This window comes from Streptomyces sp. NPDC052064 (assembly GCF_055585925.1).
In genome coordinates this window covers 229473-254778 of record NZ_JBVJJE010000010.1, presented here as the reverse complement: position 1 = coordinate 254778, position 25306 = coordinate 229473, and the positions used below count along the sequence as shown (strand labels likewise).

At 71.9% G+C, this 25306-nt stretch carries 23 protein-coding genes; 18 read left to right on the top strand and 5 right to left on the bottom strand.

Features of this window, described 5'->3' with window-relative positions; all coding sequences use genetic code 11:
• Positions 1–69 precede the first annotated feature (69 nt).
• The 6 genes from ACZ6TU_RS27250 (at position 70) to ACZ6TU_RS27225 (ending at position 8903) form a co-directional block, all read left to right on the top strand.
• On the top strand, positions 70–657 hold the full coding sequence (locus ACZ6TU_RS27250; protein ID WP_467676310.1) for a MarR family winged helix-turn-helix transcriptional regulator: 588 nt from the start codon (positions 70–72) through the stop codon (positions 655–657).
• A gap of 319 nt (positions 658–976) precedes the next feature.
• Positions 977–2140 (top strand): exonuclease SbcCD subunit D, encoded by a 1164-nt coding sequence (locus ACZ6TU_RS27245; RefSeq protein WP_467676308.1) that lies wholly within the window; start codon positions 977–979, stop codon positions 2138–2140.
• Positions 2137–5133: an AAA family ATPase gene (locus tag ACZ6TU_RS27240; protein WP_469551707.1), complete on the top strand. Its 2997-nt coding sequence runs from the start codon at positions 2137–2139 to the stop codon at positions 5131–5133. The genes ACZ6TU_RS27245 and ACZ6TU_RS27240 overlap by 4 nt, the downstream gene beginning before the upstream one ends.
• Before the next feature lie 859 nt (positions 5134–5992).
• On the top strand, positions 5993–6325 hold the full coding sequence (locus tag ACZ6TU_RS27235; RefSeq protein ID WP_467676304.1) for a hypothetical protein: 333 nt from the start codon (positions 5993–5995) through the stop codon (positions 6323–6325).
• Positions 6326–6465: 140 nt separating this feature from the next.
• A complete protein-coding gene (locus tag ACZ6TU_RS27230; RefSeq protein ID WP_469551703.1) occupies positions 6466–7608 on the top strand; it encodes a PLP-dependent cysteine synthase family protein in 1143 nt (380 codons plus the stop codon).
• Positions 7605–8903 carry an MFS transporter gene (locus tag ACZ6TU_RS27225; RefSeq protein ID WP_467676300.1) on the top strand — a complete coding sequence of 433 codons (1299 nt, stop codon included), beginning with the start codon at positions 7605–7607 and terminating at the stop codon, positions 8901–8903. Before ACZ6TU_RS27230 ends, ACZ6TU_RS27225 begins: the two co-directional genes overlap by 4 nt.
• Positions 8904–9094: 191 nt before the next feature.
• On the opposite strand, the gene ACZ6TU_RS27220 is transcribed toward ACZ6TU_RS27225, so the two are convergent.
• Positions 9095–9334 (bottom strand): TetR/AcrR family transcriptional regulator C-terminal domain-containing protein, encoded by a 240-nt coding sequence (locus ACZ6TU_RS27220; protein WP_469551700.1) that lies wholly within the window; start codon positions 9332–9334, stop codon positions 9095–9097.
• A gap of 294 nt (positions 9335–9628) precedes the next feature.
• Here ACZ6TU_RS27220 and ACZ6TU_RS27215 point away from each other — a divergent pair, with 294 nt between their 5' ends.
• From ACZ6TU_RS27215 to ACZ6TU_RS27180, 8 genes are read left to right on the top strand one after another with little or no spacing between them, the layout of a single operon-like run.
• The gene (locus tag ACZ6TU_RS27215; RefSeq protein ID WP_467676296.1) at positions 9629–9979 is read left to right on the top strand and encodes an NADH-quinone oxidoreductase subunit A; all 351 of its coding nucleotides are present in this window, start codon (positions 9629–9631) and stop codon (positions 9977–9979) included.
• Positions 9970–11328 carry a hypothetical protein gene (locus ACZ6TU_RS27210; protein ID WP_469551697.1) on the top strand — a complete coding sequence of 453 codons (1359 nt, stop codon included), beginning with the start codon at positions 9970–9972 and terminating at the stop codon, positions 11326–11328. Before ACZ6TU_RS27215 ends, ACZ6TU_RS27210 begins: the two co-directional genes overlap by 10 nt.
• On the top strand, positions 11321–12265 hold the full coding sequence (locus tag ACZ6TU_RS27205) for an NADH-quinone oxidoreductase subunit H (RefSeq protein ID WP_467676292.1): 945 nt from the start codon (positions 11321–11323) through the stop codon (positions 12263–12265). Before ACZ6TU_RS27210 ends, ACZ6TU_RS27205 begins: the two co-directional genes overlap by 8 nt.
• Positions 12266–12278: 13 nt before the next feature.
• A complete protein-coding gene (locus ACZ6TU_RS27200; RefSeq protein ID WP_467676290.1) occupies positions 12279–12842 on the top strand; it encodes an NADH-quinone oxidoreductase subunit J in 564 nt (187 codons plus the stop codon).
• A complete protein-coding gene (gene nuoK, locus ACZ6TU_RS27195) occupies positions 12839–13144 on the top strand; it encodes an NADH-quinone oxidoreductase subunit NuoK (protein ID WP_467676288.1) in 306 nt (101 codons plus the stop codon). Before ACZ6TU_RS27200 ends, nuoK begins: the two co-directional genes overlap by 4 nt.
• Entirely contained in the window at positions 13141–14994 is a 1854-nt protein-coding gene (locus ACZ6TU_RS27190; RefSeq protein ID WP_467676286.1) for an NADH-quinone oxidoreductase subunit 5 family protein, read from the top strand. Before nuoK ends, ACZ6TU_RS27190 begins: the two co-directional genes overlap by 4 nt.
• A gap of 5 nt (positions 14995–14999) precedes the next feature.
• Entirely contained in the window at positions 15000–16508 is a 1509-nt protein-coding gene (locus ACZ6TU_RS27185; RefSeq protein WP_467676284.1) for a complex I subunit 4 family protein, read from the top strand.
• 5 nt (positions 16509–16513) lie between these two features.
• Positions 16514–17935, top strand: coding sequence for an NADH-quinone oxidoreductase subunit N (locus ACZ6TU_RS27180; RefSeq protein WP_467676692.1), 1422 nt, complete (start codon positions 16514–16516; stop codon positions 17933–17935).
• Between the two features lie 51 nt (positions 17936–17986).
• Here the strand turns inward: ACZ6TU_RS27180 and ACZ6TU_RS27175 are convergent, their stop codons facing one another.
• Complete coding sequence (locus ACZ6TU_RS27175; RefSeq protein WP_467676282.1) at positions 17987–18199, bottom strand: hypothetical protein; 213 nt, start codon at positions 18197–18199, stop codon at positions 17987–17989.
• Positions 18200–18372: 173 nt separating this feature from the next.
• On the opposite strand from ACZ6TU_RS27175, the gene ACZ6TU_RS27170 reads away from it, so the two are divergent.
• The 3 genes from ACZ6TU_RS27170 (at position 18373) to ACZ6TU_RS27160 (ending at position 20479) form a co-directional block, all read left to right on the top strand.
• On the top strand, positions 18373–18927 hold the full coding sequence (locus ACZ6TU_RS27170; protein ID WP_467676280.1) for a hypothetical protein: 555 nt from the start codon (positions 18373–18375) through the stop codon (positions 18925–18927).
• Between the two features lie 44 nt (positions 18928–18971).
• Positions 18972–19490 (top strand): immunity 21 family protein, encoded by a 519-nt coding sequence (locus tag ACZ6TU_RS27165; RefSeq protein WP_467676278.1) that lies wholly within the window; start codon positions 18972–18974, stop codon positions 19488–19490.
• A gap of 143 nt (positions 19491–19633) precedes the next feature.
• Entirely contained in the window at positions 19634–20479 is an 846-nt protein-coding gene (locus ACZ6TU_RS27160; protein ID WP_467676276.1) for an SDR family oxidoreductase, read from the top strand.
• Between the two features lie 6 nt (positions 20480–20485).
• On the opposite strand, the gene ACZ6TU_RS27155 is transcribed toward ACZ6TU_RS27160, so the two are convergent.
• Both ACZ6TU_RS27155 and ACZ6TU_RS27150 read right to left on the bottom strand, forming a co-directional pair.
• Complete coding sequence (locus ACZ6TU_RS27155) at positions 20486–22174, bottom strand: DUF885 domain-containing protein (RefSeq protein ID WP_467676274.1); 1689 nt, start codon at positions 22172–22174, stop codon at positions 20486–20488.
• 32 nt (positions 22175–22206) lie between these two features.
• Positions 22207–22698, bottom strand: coding sequence for an Lrp/AsnC family transcriptional regulator (locus ACZ6TU_RS27150; RefSeq protein WP_467676272.1), 492 nt, complete (start codon positions 22696–22698; stop codon positions 22207–22209).
• 83 nt (positions 22699–22781) lie between these two features.
• On the opposite strand from ACZ6TU_RS27150, the gene ACZ6TU_RS27145 reads away from it, so the two are divergent.
• Positions 22782–24014, top strand: a complete 1233-nt coding sequence (locus tag ACZ6TU_RS27145) for a trans-sulfuration enzyme family protein (RefSeq protein WP_467676690.1) — start codon at positions 22782–22784, stop codon at positions 24012–24014.
• Here the strand turns inward: ACZ6TU_RS27145 and ACZ6TU_RS27140 are convergent.
• A complete protein-coding gene (locus ACZ6TU_RS27140; RefSeq protein ID WP_467676270.1) occupies positions 24003–25256 on the bottom strand; it encodes a GNAT family N-acetyltransferase in 1254 nt (417 codons plus the stop codon). The two genes, ACZ6TU_RS27145 and ACZ6TU_RS27140, sit on opposite strands and share 12 nt — an antisense overlap.
• Between the last annotated feature and the right edge of the window lie 50 nt (positions 25257–25306).

Sequence of the window (25306 nt, the reverse complement as noted above, 5' to 3'; positions counted from 1 at the left end):
CGCTGAAGGGCGCTTGTTTAGTGCTAAATTCAGATCTAAATGTAGCAGGTCGGTGTGAAGGGTGAGCTCATGACGGCATCAGAGGAAAGCGATCGCCGGCCGACGGGGGAGGACCCGGCGGACGCCATCGCGGCTGCCTGGAGCCGCGAACGGCCCCAGACCCCGGTGAGCTCCATCGGCGTGGTCACGAGGATTTGGCAGCTCGCCAAGCACTTCGGCGACGACCGCCGGCGGGTCCTCGCCGAGGCGGGGATCGACCCGGCCACCCTGGACCTGCTCAGCGTGCTGCGCCGCAGCGGGCCGCCCTACACCCTGAGCACCCGGGACCTCGCCGCGCACTCCCTGGTGACCGCGGGCGCCATCTCCCAGCGGGTCGCACGCGCCGAGCGCGACAACCTGGTCACACGTCGCCCCGCCCCCGGCCGCAGTCGCGCGGTTCTGGTCGAACTGACCCCGGCCGGGCACGAGTTGGTGGAGCGCACGGTGGACCGGGTACTCGCCCGCGAGGCACAGCTGCTGGAACGCCTGGGCCCGGAGCGGCGCGAAGCGCTCGCCGAGTTGCTGCGCGAGCTGCTCGACGACGTGCAGGACGAGCTGAACGTGCGGGGTGTTTCCCATGTCGGGCACGGGGATCTCGACCCCACGGGGCAGGGCTGAGCCGGACCGTCGTCGGCACGGCTGCCTGGCCGGAGGTCCGCGTGCCCTTCTGCGGCCACCGGCCGGTCGAGTACGCGTCCGCGTGCTCGACCTCCCGCAGGGCCACTCTCACCCGCGGCCGCACCGCAACGTGACCTGTTCCACGGCATGTGTACGGACATTTCAACCGAATTGACGCCCGATGGGTGGGGCATCCCGAGGTTCGTGATGGATCAGGTGACCGCACGGGTTAGCGTGGTGGGTGCTGACAGCGAGCCGTGCCGGCTCGTGCGGGTCGTGGAGCGGTAGCAGGGGGAGACATGCGGGTCGGAGCGGCGTCGTGAGACTGCTGCACACGTCCGACTGGCACCTCGGCCGGTCGTTCCACCGAGTGAACATGCTCGGCGCCCAGGCCGAGTTCATCGGCCACCTCGTCACGACCGTGCGGGAGCGGGCCGTGGACGCGGTGGTCGTGTCCGGGGACGTGTACGACCGGGCCGTGCCGCCACTCGCCGCGGTCGAGCTGTTCGACGACGCCCTGCACCGCCTCGCCGACCTCGGCGTGCCGACGGTGATGATCTCCGGGAACCACGACTCGGCCCGCCGTCTGGGCGTCGGCGCGGGCCTCATCGGGCGGGCCGGCATCCATCTGCGGACCGAGCCGTCGGCGGCCGGTACCCCGGTGGTACTGGCCGACGCCCACGGGGACGTCGCCTTCTACGGGCTGCCCTACCTCGAACCGGCCCTGGTCAAGGACGAGTTCGGCGTGGAGAAGGCCGGGCACGAGGCCGTGCTCGCCGCCGCCATGGACCGGGTCCGCGCCGACCTCGCCACGCGAGCGCCCGGCACCCGCTCCGTCGTCCTCGCGCACGCCTTCGTCACCGGCGGCGAACCCAGCGACAGCGAACGGGACATCACCGTCGGCGGCGTGGCCGCGGTGCCCGCCGGCGTCTTCGACGGCGTCGACTACGTGGCGCTCGGGCATCTGCACGGCTGCCAGACCCTCATCGACCGCGTCCGCTACTCCGGCTCCCCGCTGCCCTACTCCTTCTCGGAGGCCGGGCACCGCAAGAGCATGTGGCTCGTCGACCTGGCCGCCGACGGCTCCCTCGACGCCGAGCGCGTCGACTGCCCGGTGCCGCGCGCCCTGGCCCGCATCCGGGGCACGCTGGAGGACCTGCTCGCCGACCAGGAGCTGGCGCGGCACGAGGAGGCATGGGTCGAGGCGACGCTCACCGACCCGGTCCGCCCGGCCGACCCGATGGCCCGGCTCACCGAGCGCTTCCCGCACACCCTCAGCCTCGTCTTCGACCCCGACCGGTCCGAGGACGACCCCGAGGTGTCGTACGCCCGGCGCCTCGCCGGCCGCAGCGACCAGCAGATCGCGGAGGACTTCGTCGCCCATGTGCGCGGCGCCGGTCCCGATGCCCACGAACAGGGCGTGCTGCGGGAGGCGTTCGACGCGGTGCGGGCCGACGAGACCGTACGGGAGGTGGCCCGGTGAGGCTCCACCGGCTGACGGTCACCGCCTTCGGACCCTTCGGAGGCACCCAGACCGTCGACTTCGACGAGCTGTCGGCGGCCGGGCTGTTCCTGCTGCACGGACCCACCGGCGCGGGCAAGACGTCCGTCCTCGACGCCGTGTGCTACGCCCTGTACGGCTCGGTGCCGGGCGCCCGGCAGGGCAGCGGACAGGGCACGGCCCTGCGCAGCGACCACGCCGCGCCGGCGACCCGCACGGAGGTCACCCTCGAACTCACCGTGGCCGGACGCCGCTTGGAGATCACCCGGCAGCCGCCCTGGGAACGCCCCAAGAAACGCGGCACCGGCACGACACTGGACAAGGCCCAGACCTGGCTCCGCGAGTACGACACCACGGCCGGGTCCTGGAAGGACCTCAGCCGCTCCCACCAGGAGATCGGCGAGGAGATCACCCAGCTGCTCGGCATGAGCCGGGAGCAGTTCTGCCAGGTCGTGCTGTTGCCGCAGGGCGACTTCGCACGGTTCCTGCGCGCCGACGCCGAGGCCCGCGGCAAGCTGCTGGGCCGCCTGTTCGACACCCGCCGTTTCGCCGACGTCGAGAAGCGCCTCGCCGAGCGCCGTCGCGCCACCGAGGCCCAGGTGCGGGACGGAGACGCCGCGCTGCTGGCCGACGCCCACCGCATGCAGCAGGCCGCGGGCGACGCCATGCGACTGCCGGACCTGGCCCCCGGCGAACCAGGACTCGCCGAGGCCGTGCTGGGCGCCGCAGCCGTCGCCCGCAGCACCGCCCGCGAACAGCTCACCGTCGCCGAGTGCACCCTCGCCGCCGCCGAGTCCGCGCAGGCCGCCGCCGGCCGCGCCCTCGACGACGTACGCGAAGTCGCCCGGCTCCAGCGGCGGTTCGCGGAGGCACGGGAACGGGCGGCGCTCCTGGAGGAGCGGGCCGAGGCGTACCGGCAGGCGCAGACGCGCATGGAACGCGCCCGCAAGGCCGAGGCGGTCGCCCCCGCCCTGGACCTGCGGGAGACCGCCGACGCCGAGCACCGGCGGGCGGCCGCCGCCGAGACACGCGCGCGTGTCCTGCTGCCCGAGACCTTCGCCGACGCGGGCGCGGCCGGACTCGCGGCCGCCGCCCGCCGCGCCGCCGAGGAGCTGGGCGGACTGGACGCGGCCCGCCGCGCCGAGCGGCGGCTGGCCGAACTCCTCGACGAACGCGCCGGCCTGGACCGCCAGGAACGCGCCGACGCCGACGTCCTTCAGGAGGCGGAGACCTGGCTCGACGGCTGGGAGGAGACGCACACCGCTCTCCAGTCCCGCGTCGACTCCGCGCAGCAGGCCGCCTCCCTCGCCGAACAGCTCGCCGTACGGCGCGAGCCCGCGCGGCAGCGGCTGAAGGCGGCCCGGCTGTGCGACCGGCTCGCCGAGGACACGAACCAGGCCGTCGAGCAGGTCCGCACCGCACAGGAGGAGGCGCTGCGCGCCAAGCAGCACTGGCTCGACCTCAAGGAACAGCGCCTGACCGGCATCGCCGCCGAACTGGCCGCGAACCTCGCCGACGGCGAGCCCTGCGCCGTCTGCGGTGCCACCGAACACCCCGCCCCGGCCCGCAAGGTCGCCGGGCACGTCGACCGCGAGGCCGAGGAACATGCCCTGGCCGCCTACCAGCGCGCCGACGAACAGCGCGCCGAGAACGAGCGGAACCTCGGCGTCGTCCGGGAGGCGCTGGCCGCCGCCACTGCCGAGGCCGGTGCCCCATCCACCGAGCAACTCACCCGCGAGTTCGAGGAGTTGGAGGAGCAGTACGCGCAGGCCCGCCGGGCCGCCGCCGAGCTGCACTCCGCACAGGAGCGGCTGCGGCAGGCCGGGCACGAGCACCAGCGGCGCGTCGCCACCCGGCAGGAGGTCGCCGTGCGCAGCGCCGCCCGGGTCGGCCACCGGGAGCGGCTCGACCGCGAACGCGCCGCCCTGGAGGAGGAGCTGGACCGGGCGAGGGGCGCCCTGGACAGCGTCGCCGCCCGGGCCGAGCAACTGGAGCGCCGGACCGCGCTGCTCACGGACGCCGCCGACGCCGCCCGCGCCGCCGAGGACACCGCCCAGCGGCTCAAGGACGCCGACGCCCGGCTCGCCGACGCCGCCTTCCGCGCCGGCTTCGACACCCCGCGGGACGCGGCCGCCGCCCTCCTCGACGACGACGCCCACCAGGAGCTGCAACGGCGGCTGGACGCCTGGCAGACCGAGGAAGCCGCCGTACGGGCCGTCCTCGCCGAGGCCGACACCGCGGCCGCCGCCCGGCAGCCGCCCGCCGACCTCACGGCGGCGCAACTCGCCGCCGACGCCGCGGCCCGCCGGTTGCGCGACGCCGCCTCCGCACACGACGCCGCCGCCCGGCGCTGCGCCGAACTCGACCGGCTCTCCGTCCGGGCGACCGCCTCCGTCCGCCGGCTGGCGCCGCTGCGCGAGGAGTACGACCGGGTCGCCCGCATGGCCGGCCTCACCGCAGGCACCTCGGCGGACAACGAACGCCGGATGCGCCTGGAGTCGTACGTGCTGGCGGCCCGCCTGGAACAGGTCGCCGCAGCCGCGACCGTACGGCTGCGGCGCATGTCGTCCGGCCGCTACACCCTCGTCCACTCCGACGACCGCACCGGACGCGGCCGCAGCGGACTCGGACTGCACGTCGTCGACGCCTGGACCGGCCGCGAGCGGGACACGGCGACGCTGTCTGGCGGCGAGACGTTCTTCGCCTCGCTCGCCCTCGCCCTCGGGCTCGCGGACGTCGTCACGGACGAGGCGGGTGGGGTGCGGCTGGACACCCTCTTCATCGACGAGGGCTTCGGCAGCCTCGACGACCAGACCCTCGACGAGGTCCTCGACGTCCTCGACTCCCTGCGCGAACGCGACCGCAGCGTCGGCATCGTCAGCCACGTGCCCGACCTGCGGCGGCGGATCCACGCGCAACTGGAGGTCGTCAAGGGCAGGTCCGGGTCGGTGCTGCGGCAGCGTGGCGTGGGCTGAGGTCAGCGGCCGAGGGGATGGCCCGCACAACTCGCCGCAGCGAACCAGCCATTCGCCTGACGAGTTGACCCGGTGTCTCAGGAGTGGTGGTCGAGCACTGCCGAGGAGCCGCTAGGATCACGGCATGGTTACGGCTTGGTCGCCTTGGCGCACGGTGAGGGCCCGCTGCGGTGCGGGTCCGCTGCCGCGCGTGCTGGCCTTGGCCGTGCTTCTGTTCGGGGTCCTCGTGACACACGGCGTGCATGTCGAGAGTGTCCAAGGACACCTCTCCGCCAGTGCAATGGCACCTGCGGCTTTCTCGGGCGATGACGTTCGCCGTCCAGCCGTCGGGCCCACGCCGCTGTTCGCCGCGGAACCGGACGATCACCACGGCGGTCACGAGCCGTCTCATCCTGGCGAACAGTGCGCATCCGGGCAGCCTCAGCAGAGCTCCGGCCCGGCAGCGCCCTGCGGTGCAGCGTCGGTTCGCGAATCAACCAGTGCCCACGACGACTCTGTCGTGCGAGCGCCTGTCCCCGGTGGGCCCATGGACGGTGCCTCACCCGCGGCGCTCAGAGCAGCCTCCGTGGTGCGGCAGGTCTAGGAGCACGGAGTCCTCCAACCGGCCTGCCGGTAGTCACCGGTTCGGCTGATACCGCGCGACGAGCGTCGTGTCCCGTGCTCATGATGGGTCGTCACGTCCGTCGATGCCGTCCTGCCCCACCCATGCCTGCGCCTTGCTCCGGACTCGCCGGAGACGTGGCAGCAGCACGGAGGACCTGTGCCGACACATTCCCGTATGCCTACGCATGCCCCATGGGCCCCACGCGGCTCATCAAGGTGGCGCCGAATCGTCTCAGCGATCCGCGGCACCCTGCTGATGGCGCTCATGCTGTGCGCCGTCATCCACGGCCTGAACGAGGAGACGCACGGGCAGGTGTCCGTGCCCGCCGTCTCGTCGGCGACGGCCGCAGGCGGGGAGCCTCATGAGCCCCACGCTCCTCACCGGGCCGAGGACTGTGCGGCAGACGTGATCGTCCGTACCCGGGCCCAGCCGGTGGACGACCTTCCCCTCGGCGCGATGGTCGCGGTCGTACTCATCACCGTGTCCGTGGTGATGGCGAGCCCTCTCGTACGGCATGAATCTCGCAGACGTCGCGGCGCACGCACCGGCCGCGCGGCGCTCGTCCGTACGTCGCGGTGGCGGATCTAGACCACTCGCTCGCAGCCGACCGGCCCCGTCGGCTGCCGCGCGCCCATGCCATGAGCGCGGACCCACGGTCCGTCCTGTCGACGTGGCGCGCGAGATGAACCCTCACCGTGCATTCATCGAGCGAGAGTGAAAACACAGACATGCAGTCATTGACCAAGGCCGCGGTCAACCCGGGCCAGCCGGCCCTGACCGGGCTGGTGGGCAACACCCCGCTGCTACGGGTGTCGGAGCCGCTGGCACCGGCCGGGCGTGGCTTCTGGGGGAAGCTCGAGGGCTTCAACCCCGGAGGTATCAAGGACCGTCCGGGCCTGCACATGGTGGAGCGGGCCCGGGCCCGTGGCGACCTGCGGCCCGGCGGACGGATCATCGAGTCCACGAGCGGCACCCTGGGCCTGGGGCTGGCTCTGGCCGGAATGGTGTACGGCCACCCGGTCACCCTGGTCACCGACCCGGGTCTTGAGCTGTCCATGACCCGGCTGCTGACCGCGTACGGCGCCCAGGTCAACGTCGTCTCCGAGCCGCATCCGACGGGCGGCTGGCAGCAGGCCCGCCGCGAGCGTGTCCAACGGCTGCTGGAGCAGCACCCCGGCTCCTGGTGCCCGGACCAGTACAACAACCCCGACAACGTCGCCGCCTACACCCCACTGGCTCTCGAACTCGCCTCCGCGATGGGCCACATCGACGTACTGGTGTGCAGCGTCGGCACCGGCGGCCACTCGGCCGGCGTCTCACGGGTCCTGCGCCAGCTCTACCCGGAGCTGACCGTCGTCGGCGTGGACACGACCGGTTCGACGATCTTCGGCCAGCCCGCGCGGCCCCGGCTGATGCGCGGACTCGGCTCCAGCATCTACCCCCGCAACGTCGCCTACGAGAACTTCTCCGAGGTGCACTGGGTCGCCCCGCACGAGTCGGTGTGGACGTGCCGCCAGCTGGCCGCCTCCCACTACGCCACCGGCGGGTGGAGTGTCGGCGCGGTCGCGTTGGTGGCAGGCTGGCTGGCCCGGACGATGCCCGCGGACGCACGGATCGTCGCGATCTTCCCTGATGGCCCGCAGCGTTACCTGGGAACGGTCTACGACGACGACTACTGCGCCGCCCACGGCCTTCTGGACTCCCCACCGGCGCCCGAACCGGAGCTGATCGGCCGCCTGGACGAGAAGGAGGTCACCCGCTGGACCCGGTGCACCACCGTGGTCGATCCCCTCACCCTGCAAGGCAGGGAGCAGGGCGTCGCCGAGGACGTTCCCGCCGTCGAGTCCGACTCTGCGGAGGCGGACCGGTGAAGGGGCTGCTCACCCAGGTACGGTCGTACGAACGCAGCGTCCAGCTGTTGATGGTGAACCAGTTCACCATCAACCTCGGCTTCTACATGCTGATGCCCTATCTGGCCGCCCACCTGTCCGGGACGCTCGGGCTGGCCGGCTGGATCGTCGGACTCGTCCTCGGCGTACGGAACTTCAGCCAGCAGGGCATGTTCCTGGTCGGTGGCACGCTCGCCGACCGGCTCGGCTACAAGCCGATGATCGTCGCCGGGTGTGTGCTGCGCACCCTCGGCTTCGCGACGCTCGGGCTGGTGGACTCACTGGCCGCGCTGATCGCCGCCTCCGCGGCCACCGGGCTGGCCGGGGCGCTGTTCAACCCCGCCGTACGGGCGTACCTCGCGGCCGACGCGGGGGAGCGCAGGATCGAGGCGTTCGCGCTGTTCAACGTGTTCTACCAGGCCGGCATCCTGCTGGGCCCGCTGGTGGGCATGGTGCTGACCGGAGTGGACTTCCGCATCACCTGCCTGGTGGCGGCTGGAATCTTCGCGCTGCTGAGCGTCGTACAGATCCGCGCGCTGCCCGCCCGGCGGGCCGAGGACACCGAGCGGCAGGACGGCGGCGGTCAGGGGGTGCTCGCCCAGTGGCGCGGCATCCTCGCCAACCGGCCGTTCCTGCTCTTCTCCGTCGCCATGATCGGTTCGTACGTCCTGTCCTTCCAGGTCTACCTGGCGCTGCCCCTGGAGGTGCGACGGCTCGGCGGTGACGGGGAGTCCGGCACGGCGGCGGTGGCGGTGCTTTTCGCCGTCTCCGGGCTGAGCACGATCCTCTGCCAGACGCGGGTGACGGCATGGTGCAGGGCGCGGTACGAGCCCGGGCAGGCGCTCGTGCGTGGGCTGGCGGCGATGGGACTCGCCTTCGTTCCCCTGCTGTCGGCCACCGCCGTGCCCGTACCGAAGTCCGGGATCGGCCTGTGGCTGCTCGCGGCCGTGCCGCCGACGCTCGCCGCGCTGCTGCTGGCCATCGGCACCATGATCGCCTACCCGTTCGAGATGGACACCATCGTCCGCCTCTCCGGTGACCGCCTCGTCGCCACCCACTACGGGCTGTACAACACGATCTGCGGCATCGGTATCACCGTCGGGAACCTGGGCACGGGCGCCGCGCTCGACGCCGCCCGTGCGGCCGGGATGCCCGCGCTGCCGTGGATCACGCTGATCGCGCTAGGCCTGGCGTGCGCGGCCGCCCTGTACGGGCTGTATCGCACCGGCCGATTGGCGGCGCGGCCCGCTTCCGAGCCGCTCGCCGCGACCGTCTGACCCACCGGTCCTCAGGCCCGGGGCGGGGCACCGCACGGTGCCCCGCCCCGGTGCTCCCCGCTGCCGTCAGCGACCACCTGCTGCTCCGCCACGCCTGGTCCGTACCCGACCTGCCCGGCGCGGTGCGGGAGTCCACCCGCGTGCTGGGCATGTCGTAGCGCCGCCCAAGTGTCCTCGGCGCGGATGTGCCGCTACGTGCCCTGCGGGCCGTAGTGGTCCAGGAACATGTCGACGCCGCTGGTGACGAGGCGGCCTGTCAGGTCTTCCTCGATGTGCGTGCCGTAGGAGCTGAAGACCATGTGGGGGAAGACCAGAAGCCCGTAGAACTGGACGATCGCCACTTGCAGGTCGGGGATCTCGAGTCGGCCTTGCTCGGCGAGGGTGTGTAGGAGCAGCCGGCCCCGAGCGGTCTCCGGGGTGCCGGCTGTCACGGAGGCGCCACCGGCCGGCAGCTCCCGGCCACGGGGCGCAGTCGACGGTGAGGAGGAACACGGCCTGCGCGCCGTGTCGGCGGCCTGAATCCTCGCGGGGCGGGCGGATCCACCCTGGACGTCCTCGACTCCGGGGCGTCCGTGGGGTTCGGCAGCTGACACGGCATACCCCCGGGGGGGTAACGTGTCGATGGGTCGGGAGTGTTTCCGTGCCATGGGCCGCGCCTGCAGGGCCCGAGCTGGCCGATCGCGCAACATAAGCGGTACGACGCCGAGAACGGAGGCCGGGGCGGGATGAACGCGTGGCAGCCGATGCTGGTCCTGCTTGGCGTGGTCGGGGCCGGTCTGGCTGCTCTGTACGGACTGGGGATTTGGCTGGCGGCTGCGCGGACTCCCCTCGAAGCGGGCCCTTTCGCCGGGGGACTCGAGCCGGGCGAGCACGCCGTGTCCCGGTTCCATGTGCGCTGGTACGCGGTCACCATGATCTTTCTGGCCTTCGACATGGAGATGCTGTTCATGTACCCGTGGGTGAGGGTCGTCTCGGAGGTGGGCACCACGGCCGTCGTGGAGATGTTCCTCTTCCTGGGGATCCTTTTCGCGGCGGTTGCCTACGCCTGGCGTGAGGGGGCCCTGAGGTGGACCTGAGGGGCCTCCTGCGGCGTGCCGCGATGCGGCGCCCGGCGGTGCTGGTGGTCGCGCTGCCCGGAGCGACGGACGTCCGGATGGTTGTGGAGGCGGAGGTGCGTCGGCGGGGGTGGCCGATGGCGGACGCTCCTGCCGCCGCCGACCTCTTGGTCGTCTGTGGCACCCCTGAGTCGGAGAACGCGGAGTGGCTGGACGGCATCCAGCGGTCGATGCCGGAGCCGGCCGTGCGGATCGCGGTGCAGGAGACCGGGCAGGTCGCGCACGCGCTCGACATGGCGCGAAGCGATGTGACGGACAGGGCGGTCATTCCGGGTGAGACCGGTAACGATCACGGTGCGCACCACGGCAGCCCGCCGCCCCAAGGGCCCGACGGTCAAGGCCGTCACCACCACTCCGTTGGCCACGGCCACGGCGAACACGCGGCTCACCCCGGCCATCATGAGAATCACCAGCCCGACGACCATGCGGCCCACATGGACCACATGGATCACGAAGGCCATTCAGGCCCTATGGGTCACATGGGTCACATGGGTCACGACATGCACGCCATGGACGAGGTCGCAGGCCTGCCGATGGCCGAACGGGGCGATGACCGCGACGGGTTGAGGCTCGACCAGCTGCACGTGCCGATCGGCCCCGGCCTGCCCGACTGGCCAACGGGGCTCATTCTCCGCCTCACCCTGCAAGGAGACGTCGTGCGGGGCGTCGAGGTGGACTCTCTCCCCCTTCCGTCCGGCCTTCGACTGCCCTTCTGGGACGAGCCGTGGCTGCGGGCCGCACAGGGTGAGGAGGTCAACAGGGGGAGTGCGGCGCGCAGGCGCTGTGCCTCGCATCTGGACAGTGTGGGACGGCTCCTGGCTGTCGTCGGCTGGGACGAGGCCGCAGCGCGGTGCCGTCGGCTGCGGGACGAGCTGCTGTCGGGGACGACTCGTGAGGGGATCAGCGCGGACCTGCGCGGGGCACTGCGCAGCGTGGAGCGGTCGCGCACCCTGCGCTGGTCCATCGCCGGACTGGGGGAGTTGCCGTCGTCCAGAGCGCGGGCGGCAGGTGTGACCGGGCCGGCGCTCGCTGCGGACGGGGACGCGCACGACCGCCTGCTGATGTGGCTGGGCGAGATCGGCCGCGGCCTCGAGGGACTCGACGACGAACGGCCGTTGACTCCGGACGAACTCACCGGCCCACGCGGACGGCTCGCCGGGGAAAGGCCGCCGTCACAGGCCCTGCTCGACATCCTTCCGGAGCTGCTGACCGGCGCCGAGTTCGCCTGCGCGCGGATCATCGTCGCCAGCCTGGACCCCGACATCGAGGAACTCGCGCTCACACCCGTGTCCGGGGTGGCCCATGTCTGATGCCGCGCCCTTGTGGGCGGCCATCGTCCTTCCCGTCGCCCTGGCGGTGGCCGCCGTGGTCACGGCCGGGTTCGACGCGGTGTTGTCCGGGTCCGCCGAGCGCGGTCCCGCAAGGAGTGTCCGGGAAGCCGGGCTGCGTGCCGCGGCCCCGTTGCGGGAAGCCCTGCGGCTGCTCGTCCAGCAGCCGCGCCGTACGACGGCCGCGGACCGGCTGCTCGGAAGGATGGGCGTGGTGCTGGTTCCGGTGGCCGCGGTGCTCGCGGGTGCCGTACTGCCGTGGGGCTTCCGTTCCGTGAGCGATCCGTCGGTCGGTGTCGTGTGGTTCAACGCCATGGAGGCGCTGGCCTGGGCCGCGGTGTGGCTGGCGGGCTGGGGGCCGAACTCGGCGCTGTCGCTGATCGGCGGCTACCGGTTCCTCGCGCAGGGACTGGCGTACGAACTTCCGCACATGCTCGCGATCACCACCGCCGCTCTCGGCGCCGAGTCCCTGCGGGTCGGGGACGTGGTCGCGGCTCAGGACGGGCTGTGGTTCGCGGTGTGGATGCCTGTGGCGTTCGCCGTCTATCTGCTGAGCGCGCTCGCGATGGCGTTCTGGGGGCCGTTCGAGCATCCGCTGTCGCGGGACACGGCTGGTGGCGCCACCGCGGAACTGGCGGGCGTGGACCGGCTGGTGTTCCTGGGCGGGCGGTGGCTGCTGCTCGTGGTGACCGCCGGGTTCAGCGTTCCGCTGTTCCTCGGCGGAGGGCACGGACCGCTGTTGCCGGGCTGGGCATGGACGTTGCTGAAGACCGCGGCGGTACTGGTGCTGCTGGTGGCCGGGCGCCGGTTGCTGCCCACCTTGCGCATGGAGCGGTACATGGAGCCGGCGTGGATGGTGATGGTGCCGCTGACGCTGCTGCAGGCGCTGGTCGTGGCCGTCGTCGTCCTGAACCGATGAGGAGGTGCCGGCCGTGCTCGACGACGTGATCTTCTGGGTGCTGGCCCTGCCGGCGGTGGCCGGCGGCGTCATGGTGTTCCGGTTCGACTCCATGGCACGGGCGACGTACGCCCTGCTGACTTCGCTGCTGTGCGTGGGCGGTGAAGTGCTGCTGCTCGGACTGGACTACCTCGGTGTCGTGATCGTGCTGATGATGACCATCGAGATGGCCATCATGGCCGTGTTCATGGTGATGTACATGATGAACCCGGCCGGGCTCATGCCGATGACCATGGTCCACAACAAGAAGGGCGCGGCCGTCATCTGCGCGGCGGTCTTCGCCCTACTCGCCGCCGGGATCCTGCTCGCCCCGTGGCCGTCCCGGCGCGGCGGGCCGTCGGCCGATCCCACCATGGATCTGGGCCTGTCGCTGATGGGGCCGCAGATGCTCACCATGATGACCCTGGGCCTCGCCCTCTTCGCCACCATCGTCGCCACCGTCGTCCTGGCCACCCGCCGAGGCCGCTACGACCGGTTCGGCGACGACCTGAAGGCACGTACCGCCGATGACCCCGTGCGGGGAGGGCTGGGCCGGTGAGCTTCGAACTCTTCCTGCTGCTCGCCGCGGCTCTGTTCAGCATCGGGCTGTTCGGCGCGCTCACCCAGCAGTCGATCGTGATGCTGATGATGGGCCTGGAGCTGATGCTGGGCGGCGTCATCGTCGGTGCGGCGGCCGTATGGCACTTCGTCGCCCCTGCCGCCGCCGACGGACAGGTGCTGGTCGTCCTCGCGGTCACCGTCATGGCGGTGGAGATGGCCATCGGGTTCGCCGTGGTCACCGCGCTCTTCCGGGCTCGTGAGGTCGACATGACCGACATGGCGGCGGAGTTGAAGGAGTGAGCGCGCTGCTGTGGGCGCTGCTCGCGCTGCCGCTGACGGTGGGGACGCTGCTGGCGGTCGCCGGCCGCACCGCGGACCGATACGCCCCCGGTATCGCCGTCGGCACGGCGGTCGCCGCGTTCGGCCTCGCCGTCTCGGTGGCGTTCGAGCACCCGCGGGCCGAAGCTCCGCTGCTCGAAGGGCTCCCCGCCGGGCTCGCCGTCGACGGGCTGTCGGGTCTCATGGTCGTCACCGTCACAGCGGTGACCACTGCCGTCCTCCTCTTCAGCGTCGCGGACATCGGACCGGGCCAGGCCCGTGCCCGTTTCTTCGGCCTGATGCTGCTGTTCAGCGGTGCGATGCTGACCACGGTCACCGCGACCACGCTCCCGGTCCTGCTGATGGCGTGGGAGGTCATGGGGGCCACCTCCTGGGCGCTCATCGGCTACTGGTGGCGTGACCCCGAGCGCGGCGATGACGCCAACACGGCCTTCCTCACCACCCGCGCCGCCGACCTCGGCCTCTATCTGGCCGCCGGTGCGGCGCTGGCGAGCGGACAGGCCGGTTCCCTCGCCCTCGACGAACTCCCGGACACGACCGGCGCGTGGTCCACCCTCATCACCGCCGGCGTCATCGCGGCAGCGTTCGGCAAGTCGGCCCAACTGCCCTTCAGCTTCTGGCTGTCCAGGGCCATGCAGGGCCCGAGCCCGGTCTCCGCCCTGCTGCACTCGGCGACCATGGTCGTGGCCGGGGCGTATCTCGTGCTTCGTCTGGAGCCGTTGCTGTCCGCGTCCGGGTGGGGCGGGCCCGTCGTCGCATGGACAGGTGCGGTGACAGCGGTCGCGCTCGGCCTGGTCGCCGTGGCGCAGACCGACCTCAAGCAGCTGCTGGCCGCCTCCACCTGCGCGCAGATCGGCTTCATGGTGCTCGCCGCCGGGACTGGCGGGGTCACCGGCGGAACTCTCCAGCTCATCGCGCACGCCGCCGCCAAGAGCCTGGCGTTCCTCGTCGCGGGCGCTTGGCTGACGACCCTCGGCACCAAGGCGCTTGCCGCCCTGCGCGGCGCGGCCCGGCGGCACCGCACGGCCGGGATCACCTTCAGCGTCGCGGCGCTGACCCTCGCCGGAGTCCCGCCACTGGCTCTGTGGGCGGCCAAGGACGTACTCCTCGCCGGCGCTCTGGAAGACAACCCGGCGCTGTACGTCACCGGTGTGGCCGCTGCCGTCATCTCCGCGGTCTACAGCGCCAAGGCGCTGTGGTTCGTCTGGCAGCCGGCTTCCACGACGGAGGACCGTACGCAGGAGCTGCTGCCGAATGCGACGCGACTGCCGCTGGTGACTCTGGCCGTCGCCTGCGCGGCTCTGACCGTCATGTCCTTCCCGCCTGTAGGGGACGCCGTCGAGCGGGTGGTCGGCGGTGAGACGGAACCAACCCCGCACCTGTGGGAGTTTGTGCTGTCCGGTGCGCTCGCGGTCGCCGTCTCGGCCGTGATGTGGATGCGCGGCCCCCAACTCCTCACCCTGCCCGGCTGGATCACCGCCTGGGCACTGGACTGGCTCCGCCTGGAGAACGCGGCACGAACCTTCCTCGTGCGCCCGGTCCTGCGCCTTGCCAACGTGCTCGCGGACTTCGACGACCGCGTGCTGGACCGCGCCGTCGAGGGCTCCGCCCGCGGCTCGGTCCGGCTGGCCCGATGGACCAACGCCCAGGCGGAGCGGCTCGTCGACGGCACTGTGGAAGGCGTGGCGGGCGGCGCCCGGACTTTCGGCCGCTGGGCGCGCAGGCCGCAGACCGGGCAGGTGCACCAGTACCTCGCCCAGGCGGTCGCCGCCTTCACCGTCCTCGCCGTCGTCCTCGTCCTCGTGAGGTGACCGCCGTGCTCACGGCCATCGTCCTGCTCCCGACCGCCATCGCGGCCCTCCTGCTGTGCGTGCCGCGCACCGCGCCCCGCGTCCTGTTCCTCTCGGTGTGGGCGGCGACCGCAGCCGCCGAGCTGGTCCTGACCGTGATCGTCTGGGCGGGCTACCGGGCCGACGGCGGGATGCAGTACGAGACCCGGGCCCGCTGGATCCCCAGCGCCGGCATCAGCTACCACGTCGGCGTCGACGGCCTGTCCCTGCCCCTGGTGGCCCTTACCTGCGTACTGTTCCTCGCCTGTGCGCTGTACGCGTGGCGCGAGACGCGGCGGGTCAGGGAGTTCGCGGCGCTGTTCCTCTTTCTGCAGACGACGTGCCTCGGCTTGTTCGTGGCACTCGACCTGATCCTGTTCTTCGTCTTCTTCGACCTGTCCATCGTGGCGATGTACTTCATCATCGCCGGGTGGGGACACGAGGGCGCCGCGCGCGCCGCGCTGAAGTTCTTCCTCTACACCTTCATCGGCTCCCTCGCCCTGCTGCTCGGCTTCATCGGCCTCTACCTGGCCGCCGACCCGCACACCTTCGACATCGTCGACCTGACCCGTGCCAACCCCCTGGCCGGACGCGCCACTTACGGCGCCCTGGTCCTCCTCGCCATCGCCGTCGGGCTGGCGGTGAAGACCCCGACCGTGCCCTTCCACACCTGGCTGCCGCCCGCCCACACCGACGCCCCCGCCGCCGGGTCGGCGATCCTCGCCGGCGTGCTGCTGAAAATGGGCACGTACGGTTTCCTGCGCATCGCCATGCCCGTGCTGCCCGACGCCTGGCGCGACCACGCGCTCGTCTTCGTCGTCGTCGGCGTGGTCTCCGTGTTGTACGGAGCGCTGGTCGCCCTCGACCAGACCGACTTCAAGCGGATGGTGGCCTACACATCCGTGAACCACATGGGCTACATCGTCCTGGCGATCGGCGCGGCAGGGGCCGTCGGCGCCGGCCAGGAGGAGGCCCGCCGCCTTGCCGTCACCGGCTCGGTCTTCCAGATGGTCAGCCACGGCCTGCTGACCGGCGCGCTGTTCCTGCTGTCCGGCGTCCTGTACGAGCGCGGGCGTACGTACGAGATGTCCGCGTACTCGGGCGTCGCCGAACGGGCGCCCGTCTTCGCCGCGCTGACCGGCGTCGCCGCCTTCGCCTCGCTCGGGCTGCCGGGCTTCTCCGGCTTCATCGCCGAGTTCCAGATCCTCACCGGGAGCCTCGGGCCCGAGCCGGTCGCCACCGGCCTGGCCGTCCTCGGGATCCTGCTCACCGCGGGGCTGTTCCTGCGCGCCCTGCAACAGGTCTTCCTCGGACCGCTGCGGCTGCCCGCCGTCGCGCCCGGTGCCGACCGGCCATTCGCCGACATCCGCCTCCACGAAGGACTCGCGATCGTCCCCCTCCTGGCCCTGGGAGTCGTCCTCGGCCTCGCACCCCGGTTCGTCCTCGACGTCATCGAACCGGCCTCCCGAGCCGTGCTGGAGCTGCTCGCGCGATGAACGAGATGACCGGGATGAACGAGAATCCCCTCGACCTCCTGCCCGAGGTGCTCCTGGCCGCCTCGGCCGTGCTCGGGCTGCTGCTCGGAGCGTGGCTTCCGCGCCGCCGTCAGTGGCTGACCGGGGCCCTGGCGGGAGCAGCCTGCACCGGGGGAATCGTGGCTGCCGCGATCGCCGCGGCCGGGCCGGTGGAGACGGCCTTCGGTGATTCCTTCGCCATCGATCCGCTCACGGCCACCAGCAGGATCGTCATCCTGGGCGGCACCCTGCTCGTCCTCGCGCTCGCCATGCCGCGCCTGTACGCCGACCCGCGCGAGACCGAGTTCTACGTCCTGCTCCAGCTCGCCGCCACGGGTGCCCTCGTACTGGCCGGGGCCCAGGACCTGCTGCTCCTCGCCGCCGGCTACCTGCTGGCCAGCGTGCCCGCCTACGCGCTCGCCGGATTCCGCAAGGACGGCCCCGGCACCGAGGCGGCCTTGAAGTTCTACGTCGTCGGCGCGCTTCTCGGCGTCCTGATGCTCACCGGCATCACCGTCCTGCTCGCCGCCGGCCGGGCGACCGCGTACCCCATGCTGCGCTCCGAACTCGCCGAGGCACCAGCCGGACTGGTGGCGGTCGGCACGCTCGCCCTGCTCGCCGGTGTCCTGTTCAAGGCCGGAGGCGTGCCCGGCCACTTCTGGGTGCCGGACGCCGTCCAGGGCAGCCCGGCTCCGGTCGCCGCCTTCCTCACCACCATCCCCAAGGTCGGTGCCATTGCGGCCCTCTACCGGCTCGCAGCCGTGCCGCTCGCGGACGCCGACCTGCCCTGGGCCGACCTGGTGGCGGTGCTCTCGGTCGCCTCGATGACCCTGGGCAACCTGGCGGCCTTCTTCCAGCAGAACGTCAAACGGCTGCTCGCGTACTCCACCATCAGCCAGGTCGGCTACCTCCTGCTCCCGGTGGCCGTCGCCGGACGCACCGGCCTCGACCAGGAGGCGCTGCTGTACTACCTGGCCGGGTACGCGCTCACCAACCTCGGCGCCTTCGCTGTCGTCTGTGCACTCCCCGGAGCCCACGCCATCGACGACTACCGGGGCCTGGCACGGGCGCACCCGGCCCTGCTGGCCTCGCTCGTCGTCTGCCTCCTGGGCCTGGTGGGGACGCCCCCGACCGCAGTCTTCCTCGGCAAACTGGAGGCCTTCAGCGCGGCCTTCGACGGCGGCTACGCGTGGCTGGCTGTCGTCGCAGCCGTCAACACCGTGGCCTCCCTCTTCTACTACCTGCGCTGGATCGCCCCGGCTTTCCTCGCCCGCGGACCCGTGGGTGACTCCCGTACGACATCACGGACGGCCTCCGTGATCGCCTACGGGGCGGCCACCGGATCCGTCGTCCTCGGGCTGCTCGGCGGGGCCGCCCTCGACGTGCTGGGCGGTCCGCTCGCGCCCTGACCGCCCTGGCCGCCGCTGAGCAGCGGCTCGTCGGCCTGCGGATACACGGCCTCAGGGGACGATGTCGTAGGTGAACTCGTAGGTGGGCAGGGCGTGGCTGTGGACTTGACCGTCGTTCGACACGATGAGGGGAGCGGTGATGGGCGTACCGTCCACGGTGATCTCGTAGGTCGTCTGGATGACGACGCGGTGGCCCTGGATTTCGTCTTCGCGGATGCTGGTCAGGGGTCCGTGGTGGTGCGGATGCTGAGGCAACTCTGCCAAGTAGTTTCCAAGAATCGTGGGGTCGGCAGCCGCAGCTGGTTCCTCGGGGGGCACTGGAGTCCTTTTCTGAGCGCGGGACGTTCAGGGTCATCGGTACGAGGTTTTCCGCTGCGAGTCTCGGAGCGTGGGGGCCCGCTGCACGTCGAGTGCGGCAAACAGGTGTGGCCGCATGCGTGTTCCGCAGTCGACGGCGACCGTCAGCCTTCGCCGCGCTGCTCACCGGCATCGTCCAGTCCCTGGGTATGCCCTGGGGTCTCTTGCGGCACTACTGGGTGCTGTTCAAACTCCTGATCAACGTGGTCGCCACCGGGGTGCTGCTGATCTACATGGGGACGTTCAGGTCCATGGCGCACACGGCCGCCGACCCGGAGGCCGAGCTGTCCTCGGTGTGCAACGTCTCTCCCGTGCTGCACTCCGTGCTCGCACTGGTCGTGCTGCTGGCCATGATCCTCGCGGTGTACAAGCCGCGGGGCGTCACTCCGTACGGGCAGCGAAAGCGGCAGGCGGAGCGCGAGAGCCGCAGCACGCCGGGCGCGGTGTCCGTATCTCAGGGATACAGGACTCGTGGGCTTCGGTGCGGCCGGTGCGTGTGCCTCGCACCGGAGATGCTCGGCGGCTTCGAGCACCGGGTGCGCGAGGGCTTCTGGTTCGAGACCTCGCAGGGCCGCGAACGCCGTGTCCCGGATCCCCTGACGGCTCCCGCGGGCACCGGCGACTGCGGCTGCTGACCCCCGAAACTTCGAAGGGAGTTGACCATGTAGGTTCTTGCGCCATGGTGCGATACGCGGAGCCGGGCGTCGTGGAATGGGTGGAGTCGGGCGGCGGGCCGCTGATAGCGGTGCCCGAGACGGTTCTGCCGTTCTGGGCGGGTGCCGACGGCGAGGAGACGGCCTCGGATTATGACCGGGCCTGTGAGGTGGACGGGCACGTCGGGCTCCTGCCGGTCGGCGACTGCACGGCTCTGGTTCTGGGCGACGAGCCCGCCTCGACGGCCTATCTGCCCGACCACGGGACGTTCGTCCGGTGGTGCGCGGGTAATTCCGAGGACGAGTTGCTGGCGAGCGTGCCGTTGGCTGTCGATACGGCGGAGTGGGAGCCGGAGGTTCACTGGGAGGTGCCCGGGGCCGTGCTTCTCTTCGACGCGGCGTGGCCTGGGGTGGATCCTTCGGGGAGCGAGGGTGTTCGGGTGGTTCTGGAGCCCGGGCGCTACGCGGTTCGGGCGGCTCGGGTTCAGCCGGGGCCCGAAACGTGGCTGAGTTTGGTCCAGTTGCGGTTGGTTGCGCCCAGATGACCGGGGTGTTGGTTGTCCGGCGTGTGCGGGTCCCCTGTGGTTGATCGCGCCCACGCGCGGGAGCCGCATATCGGCACAGCCCCGCGCCCCTGAGGGGGTGAAATTCGCGTGCGGCGCTCGTACGGCCCGGCCACGATGATCGTATGCCTCGACTTCCTCACCCCACTCCGGAAGAACTGCGCCGCGACCCCCTGCCCCTGCGGGGGCGCACCGCCCTCGTGACCGGGGCCAGCCGCCGTGGTGGCATCGGGCACGCCGTCGCCCGCCGTCTTGCCGCCTACGGGGCGAGTGTCTGTCTGCATCACCATGTGCCGCACGATGCCGAGAAGCCGTGGGGCGCGGACCGTCCCGAGGACGTTGTCGCGTCCGTGCGTGGGGCGCTCGGGGATCCCGAAGCCCGGGTCGTCGCCGGGCCCGGTGATCTGGCCGATCCGGACGTGCCCGGTGAACTCGTCGGCAGGGCCGCCGAGGCGCTCGGCGGGCGTCTCGACATCCTCGTCGCCAACCACGCGCAGAGCGGGTTCGACGGCTCCCTGGACGAGATCGACACGGCGATGCTCGACAGGCACTGGGCGGTGGACGCCCGCTCCGTGATCCTGCTCGTCCAGGCCTATGCGCGGCTGCGTTCCGCACTGCCGCCGCGCAGCCCGGGCGGACGCGTGATGATGATGACCTCCGGCCAGGACATCGGGGGCGGCATGCCCTGGGAACTCGCCTACGCCCTCCAGAAGGGCGCCCTCGCCTCCGTCACCCGCTCCCTTGCGACGGCGCTCGCCGACCACGCGGTGACCGTGAACACCGTCAACCCCGGGCCCGTCGACACGGACTACATGACCGGCGAGGACTACGAGGCCATCGCGGAGCGCTTCCCGGCCGGGCGGTGGGGCGTGCCCGACGACCCGGCCCGCCTCATCGCGTGGCTCGCCACGGACGAGGCGGCATGGGTCACCGGGCAGGTCATCGACTCCGAGGGCGGCTTTCGCCGCTGACCTCCCCTAAAGCTGGGACAGTTCGTCCACCAGGTCGTCCAGGCCCAGCGAGCCCTGAGAGAGGGCCGCCATGTGCCATGCCTTGGGGTCGAAGGCGTCACCGCGCCGGGCGCGGGCCTTCTCGCGGCCCAGCAGCCAGGCCCGCTCGCCGAGCTTGTAGCCGATGGCCTGGCCCGGCATGGACAGGTAGCGGGTCAGCTCGCTCTCCACGAAGTCCGCGGGCCGGCTGCTGTGCGAGCCGAAGAACTCCTGTGCCAGCTCGGGCGTCCAGCGCTCGCCCGGGTGGAAGGGGGAGTCGTCCGGGATCGTCAGCTCCAGGTGCATGCCGATGTCGATGATGACGCGCACGGCACGCATCATCTGCGCGTCCAGGTAACCGAGCCGGCGCTCCGGGTCCGTCAGGAAGCCCAGTTCGTCCATCAGCCGCTCGGCGTACAGGGCCCAGCCCTCGGCGTTGGCGCTCACCATGCCGACACTCGCCTGGTAGCGGGAGAGGTTCTCCGCCACGTGCTTCCACTGGGCCAGCTGGAGGTGGTGGCCGGGCACGCCCTCGTGGTACCAGGTCGACACCAGGTCGTAGACCGGGAAGCGCGTCTTGCCCATGGTCGGCAGCCAGGTGCAGCCCGGGCGCGAGAAGTCGTCCGACGGCTCCGTGTAGTACGGCGCCGCGGCGCTGCCCGGAGGGGCGATGCGCGACTCCACCCGGCGCACCCGCTCGGCCAGGTCGAAGTGGGTGCCGTCGAGCGCGTCGATCGCGTCGTCCATCAGGGACTGGAGCCACTGCCGCACCTCGTCGACGCCCTCGATGTGCGTGCCGTGCTCGTCCAGGTGCGCCAGCGCCACCCACGGCGTGGCGGCACCCGGCAGGATCTTCTCGGCCTCCGCCTTCATCTCGCCGAGGAGGCGGTGGTACTCGGACCAGCCGTACGCGTAGGCCTCGTCCAGGTCGAGGTCCGTGCCGTTGTAGTAGCGCACCCAGCGCGCGTACCGCTCCCGGCCCACGACGTCCGGCGCGCCCTCGATCGCCGGTGCGTACACGTCCCGCATCCAGTCGCGCAGCCGTACGACCGCCTCGGTGGCCGAGCGGGCCGCCGTGTCCAGCTCGGACCGCAGCGTCTCGGGGCCGGCGGCCGCGAAGGTCTCGAACCAGCCGCGGCCCTCGCCGTCGGCCGCCCACTCGCCGAGCTGCTCCACGAACGTGGCCGTGGCACGCGGCCCGCCGTACAGCTTCCGCTCCAGGCCGAGCGCCAGGGACTCCCGGTACCCCTCCAGCGCGGCGGGGACCGCGCGCAGCCGCTCGGCGATCGCCGTCCAGTCCTCCTCCGACTGCGCCGGCGTCACGGTGAACACCTGCCGCACCGCATGCGGCAGGGAGCTCAGATTGCTGACGGACCGCAGACTCTCCTCGGCCTCGTGCACGGCGAGGTCCGCGATGAGCCGCTCGCGCAGCAGTCGCCCGCAGCGGCGCTCGACGTCGCTGTCCGCGCCGGGCAGCCGCTCCGCCTCGTCCAGCCGGGCCAGCGTCCGGCGCGCCAGCTCGGCGAGCTCCTCCTGGCCCGCGGGCGAGGTGTCGGGCAGCCTGCTCGAACTCTCCCGCACGCCGAGGAACGTGCCGGTGATCGGGTCGAGGGCGATGAGTTCGTCGACGTACGCGTCGGCGACCTCGCGGGGCAGCGGGCTCTTGATCTCAGACATGCGGACCATCCTGGTACGCGGAACAGCGCACGTCATCCGGATTGAGCCGAGGGCGAAGGCGGCAGCAGCGGCCCGCATTCCCACTGCTGGAAGATCAGCCGGGTCTCCACGCGCGCCACCTCCCGCCGTGAGGTGAACTCGTCCAGCACGAGCCGCTGAAGGTCCGCCATGTCGGCGACCGCGACATGGACGAGGTAGTCGTCCGGTCCGGTCAGGTGGAAGACCGTCCGCGACTCCGGCAGGGCGCGGATCCGCTCCACGAACGGCCCCACCAGCTCCCGCCGATGCGGCCTGACCTGTACCGACAGCAAGGCCTCCAGCCCGCGCCCCAGCTTGGCCGGATCCAGCTCCAGTCGGTGCCCGAGAATCACGCCCGAGCGGCGCAGCCGGGCCACCCGGTCCAGACAGGTCGACGGCGCCACCCCGACCTGGGCGGCGAGATCCCGGTACGTCGTCCGGGCGTCGTTCTGCAACAGCCGCAGCAGGTGGAGATCCACCGGGTCCAGTACGACGGATTCGGCCATCGGCCGAACGTAACACGGGTTCGCCCCGCGAAGAACCGTCCGGTGTTCACCCTTCCCCCATGGACACGGACACGGACACGGACATGCGCACAGCGAGCATGGGCGCCCACGACGAGGTACGCACCGCACCGAGAGCACTCGCCACCGAGGCCGTCCACGCCGGGCGGGACGACCTCGCCCGGCAGGGGTTGCACGCCCCGCCGATCGACCTGTCCACCACCTACCCGTCGTACGACAGCCGCGGCGAGGCGGCCCGGATCGACGCGTTCGCCGCCACCGGCGCGGACCCGGACGGCCCGCCCGTGTACGGGCGGCTGGGCAACCCGACCGTCGCCCGGTTCGAGACCGCGCTGGCCCGTCTGGAGGGCACCGAGGCGGCGGTCGCGTTCGCCAGCGGTATGGCCGCCCTGAGCGCCGTCCTGCTCGTACGCGCCTCCATGGGGCTGCGGCACGTGGTGGCCGTACGTCCCCTCTACGGGTGCAGCGACCATCTGCTGACCGCCGGGCTGCTGGGCTCGGAGGTGACCTGGACCGACCCGGCCGGAATCGCGGAGGCCCTGCGTCCGGACACCGGCCTGGTGATGGTGGAGTCCCCGGCCAACCCCACGCTCGCCGAGGTCGACCTCCGGGCCGTCGCACACGCCTGCGGCTCGGTGCCGCTGCTCGTGGACAACACGTTCGCCACGCCGGTGCTCCAGCGACCTGCCGAACAGGGCGCACGACTGGTCCTGCACAGTGCCACCAAGTACCTCGGCGGACACGGCGACGTGCTGGCGGGCGTCGTCGCCTGCGACGAGGAGTTCGCGGGCCGGCTGCGGCAGGTCCGCTTCGCCACGGGCGGTGTCCTTCACCCGCTGGCCGGCTATCTGCTGCTGCGCGGCCTGTCCACGCTCCCCGTCCGGGTACGGGCCGCCTCCGCCAACGCCGCCGAACTCGCCCACCGCCTCGCCGCCGACCCGCGCGTAGCCCACGTGCACTACCCGCGCATCGGCGGCGCGATGGTCTCCTTCGAGATACCCGGCGACCCCCACGAGGTCATCGCCGGCGTCCGCCTCATCACCCCGGCGGTGAGCCTCGGCAGTGTGGACACCCTGATCCAGCACCCGGCCTCCATCAGCCACCGCATCGTGGACGCGGACGATCGCAGGAGTGCCGGGGTGAGCGATCGCCTGCTGCGCATGTCGGTGGGCTTGGAGGACGTGGAGGACCTGTGGTCCGATCTCGACCAGGCGCTGAGGATCAGGGGCGCGGGGAACTGCGCGAACAACCACAGCGCACCCGCACCCACCGACTCACAACTGCCCCTACGACGCTGAGGTGCTCCCCAGCTCGCCCGCTCCTGTCGAAACGGGCTCACCCAGCCGCGCAGTGATGACCAGGGTCCCCTCCTCGACCTGATAGTCAAGAGGAAGCCCCAGCCCCCGCATCGCGGCAACCATCCCCGTGTTGGACGCCTGCGTCACGGCGTACACACTCCTGCAACCCCCCTCCGCGGCCATCGCGACCAGCCGCCCCAGCAGCTCTCCGCCGATGCCCCGCCGCTGCCACGCGTCCTCGACGATCAGCGCGACCTCCGTCTCGTCCCCGTCCCACAACAGATGCCCGAGCCCGACCAGCCGCCCGGAGGCCGTCTGCACGGCGAGGGTACGGCCGAAGCGCGGACTGAGCAGGTGGTTGAGATAGCGGTCGGCGTCACCGACCGGCCCGTGGTAGCGCAGCTTGAGCGTGCGGTCCGAGCACCGCTCGTGCATCGCCCTGGCCGCCTCCAGATCACGGGTGTCGGCCCGGCGCACGGTGATGTCGCTGCCCTCGGCCAGCGTGAGCTCGTCCCGGCCGTGCGGGACGCGCGGCCCGAGCCGGGCGTCCAGTTCCACCAGGGCCCTGGCCCGGGCGAACTCCGTCGGTGTGAAGGGCAGGTACGGCCGCTCCACGGTGATCACTCCGCCTTCGGGGGCGCGCAGGCGCATCACCGTGTCGTCGAGGGCTCCCTCCACGGGGACTCCGTCGGACGCCCGGCCGCCGCCGGCCGGGGCGGGCTGGGAACGGATCGTGCACCGGCCCAGCAACTGGCGCAACGCCAGGGGGAGTTCCGCGGCGTCCAGGGCGGTGCGGGCCGCGAGTCCCAGGATCCGGGTCGGCGCGTCCACCAGGTCGTGGGCGTCGGCCCGCTCGATCCAGGTGTCGGTGCCGCCGGCCGTCCGGACCGCCGTGGCGATCCCGGAGGCCGGCAGCTCGCCCGGGGCGCGCAGCAGGAACTCGTCCACCGTGCCCTCGGCCAAGGGGTGCGTCTGGAGGCTGAGGATGTCGACCCGGTGCGCGGCCAGGGCCGTGCACAGGGCTGCCAGCGATCCCGGTTCGTCCTGCACCGTGGTCCGCATCCGCCACAGCGTGTTCGCCCCCGGCACCGGCTCCGGTGCCGGGGACTCGGTATCGTCCGCCGGCGGCGCGTTTTCGTGGCGTCGTGTTCGCCAGGTGTGGAGCGCCGCCGTGACCCGCTGCCACGGGTTGGCGGGGCGGCAGTCGTTCAGTTGCGTCACATCAGTCACTTTTCGCGTCATGCACCCACTGTGACCGAACGGTGTTGCGTGATCACGAACGCATTGTGACT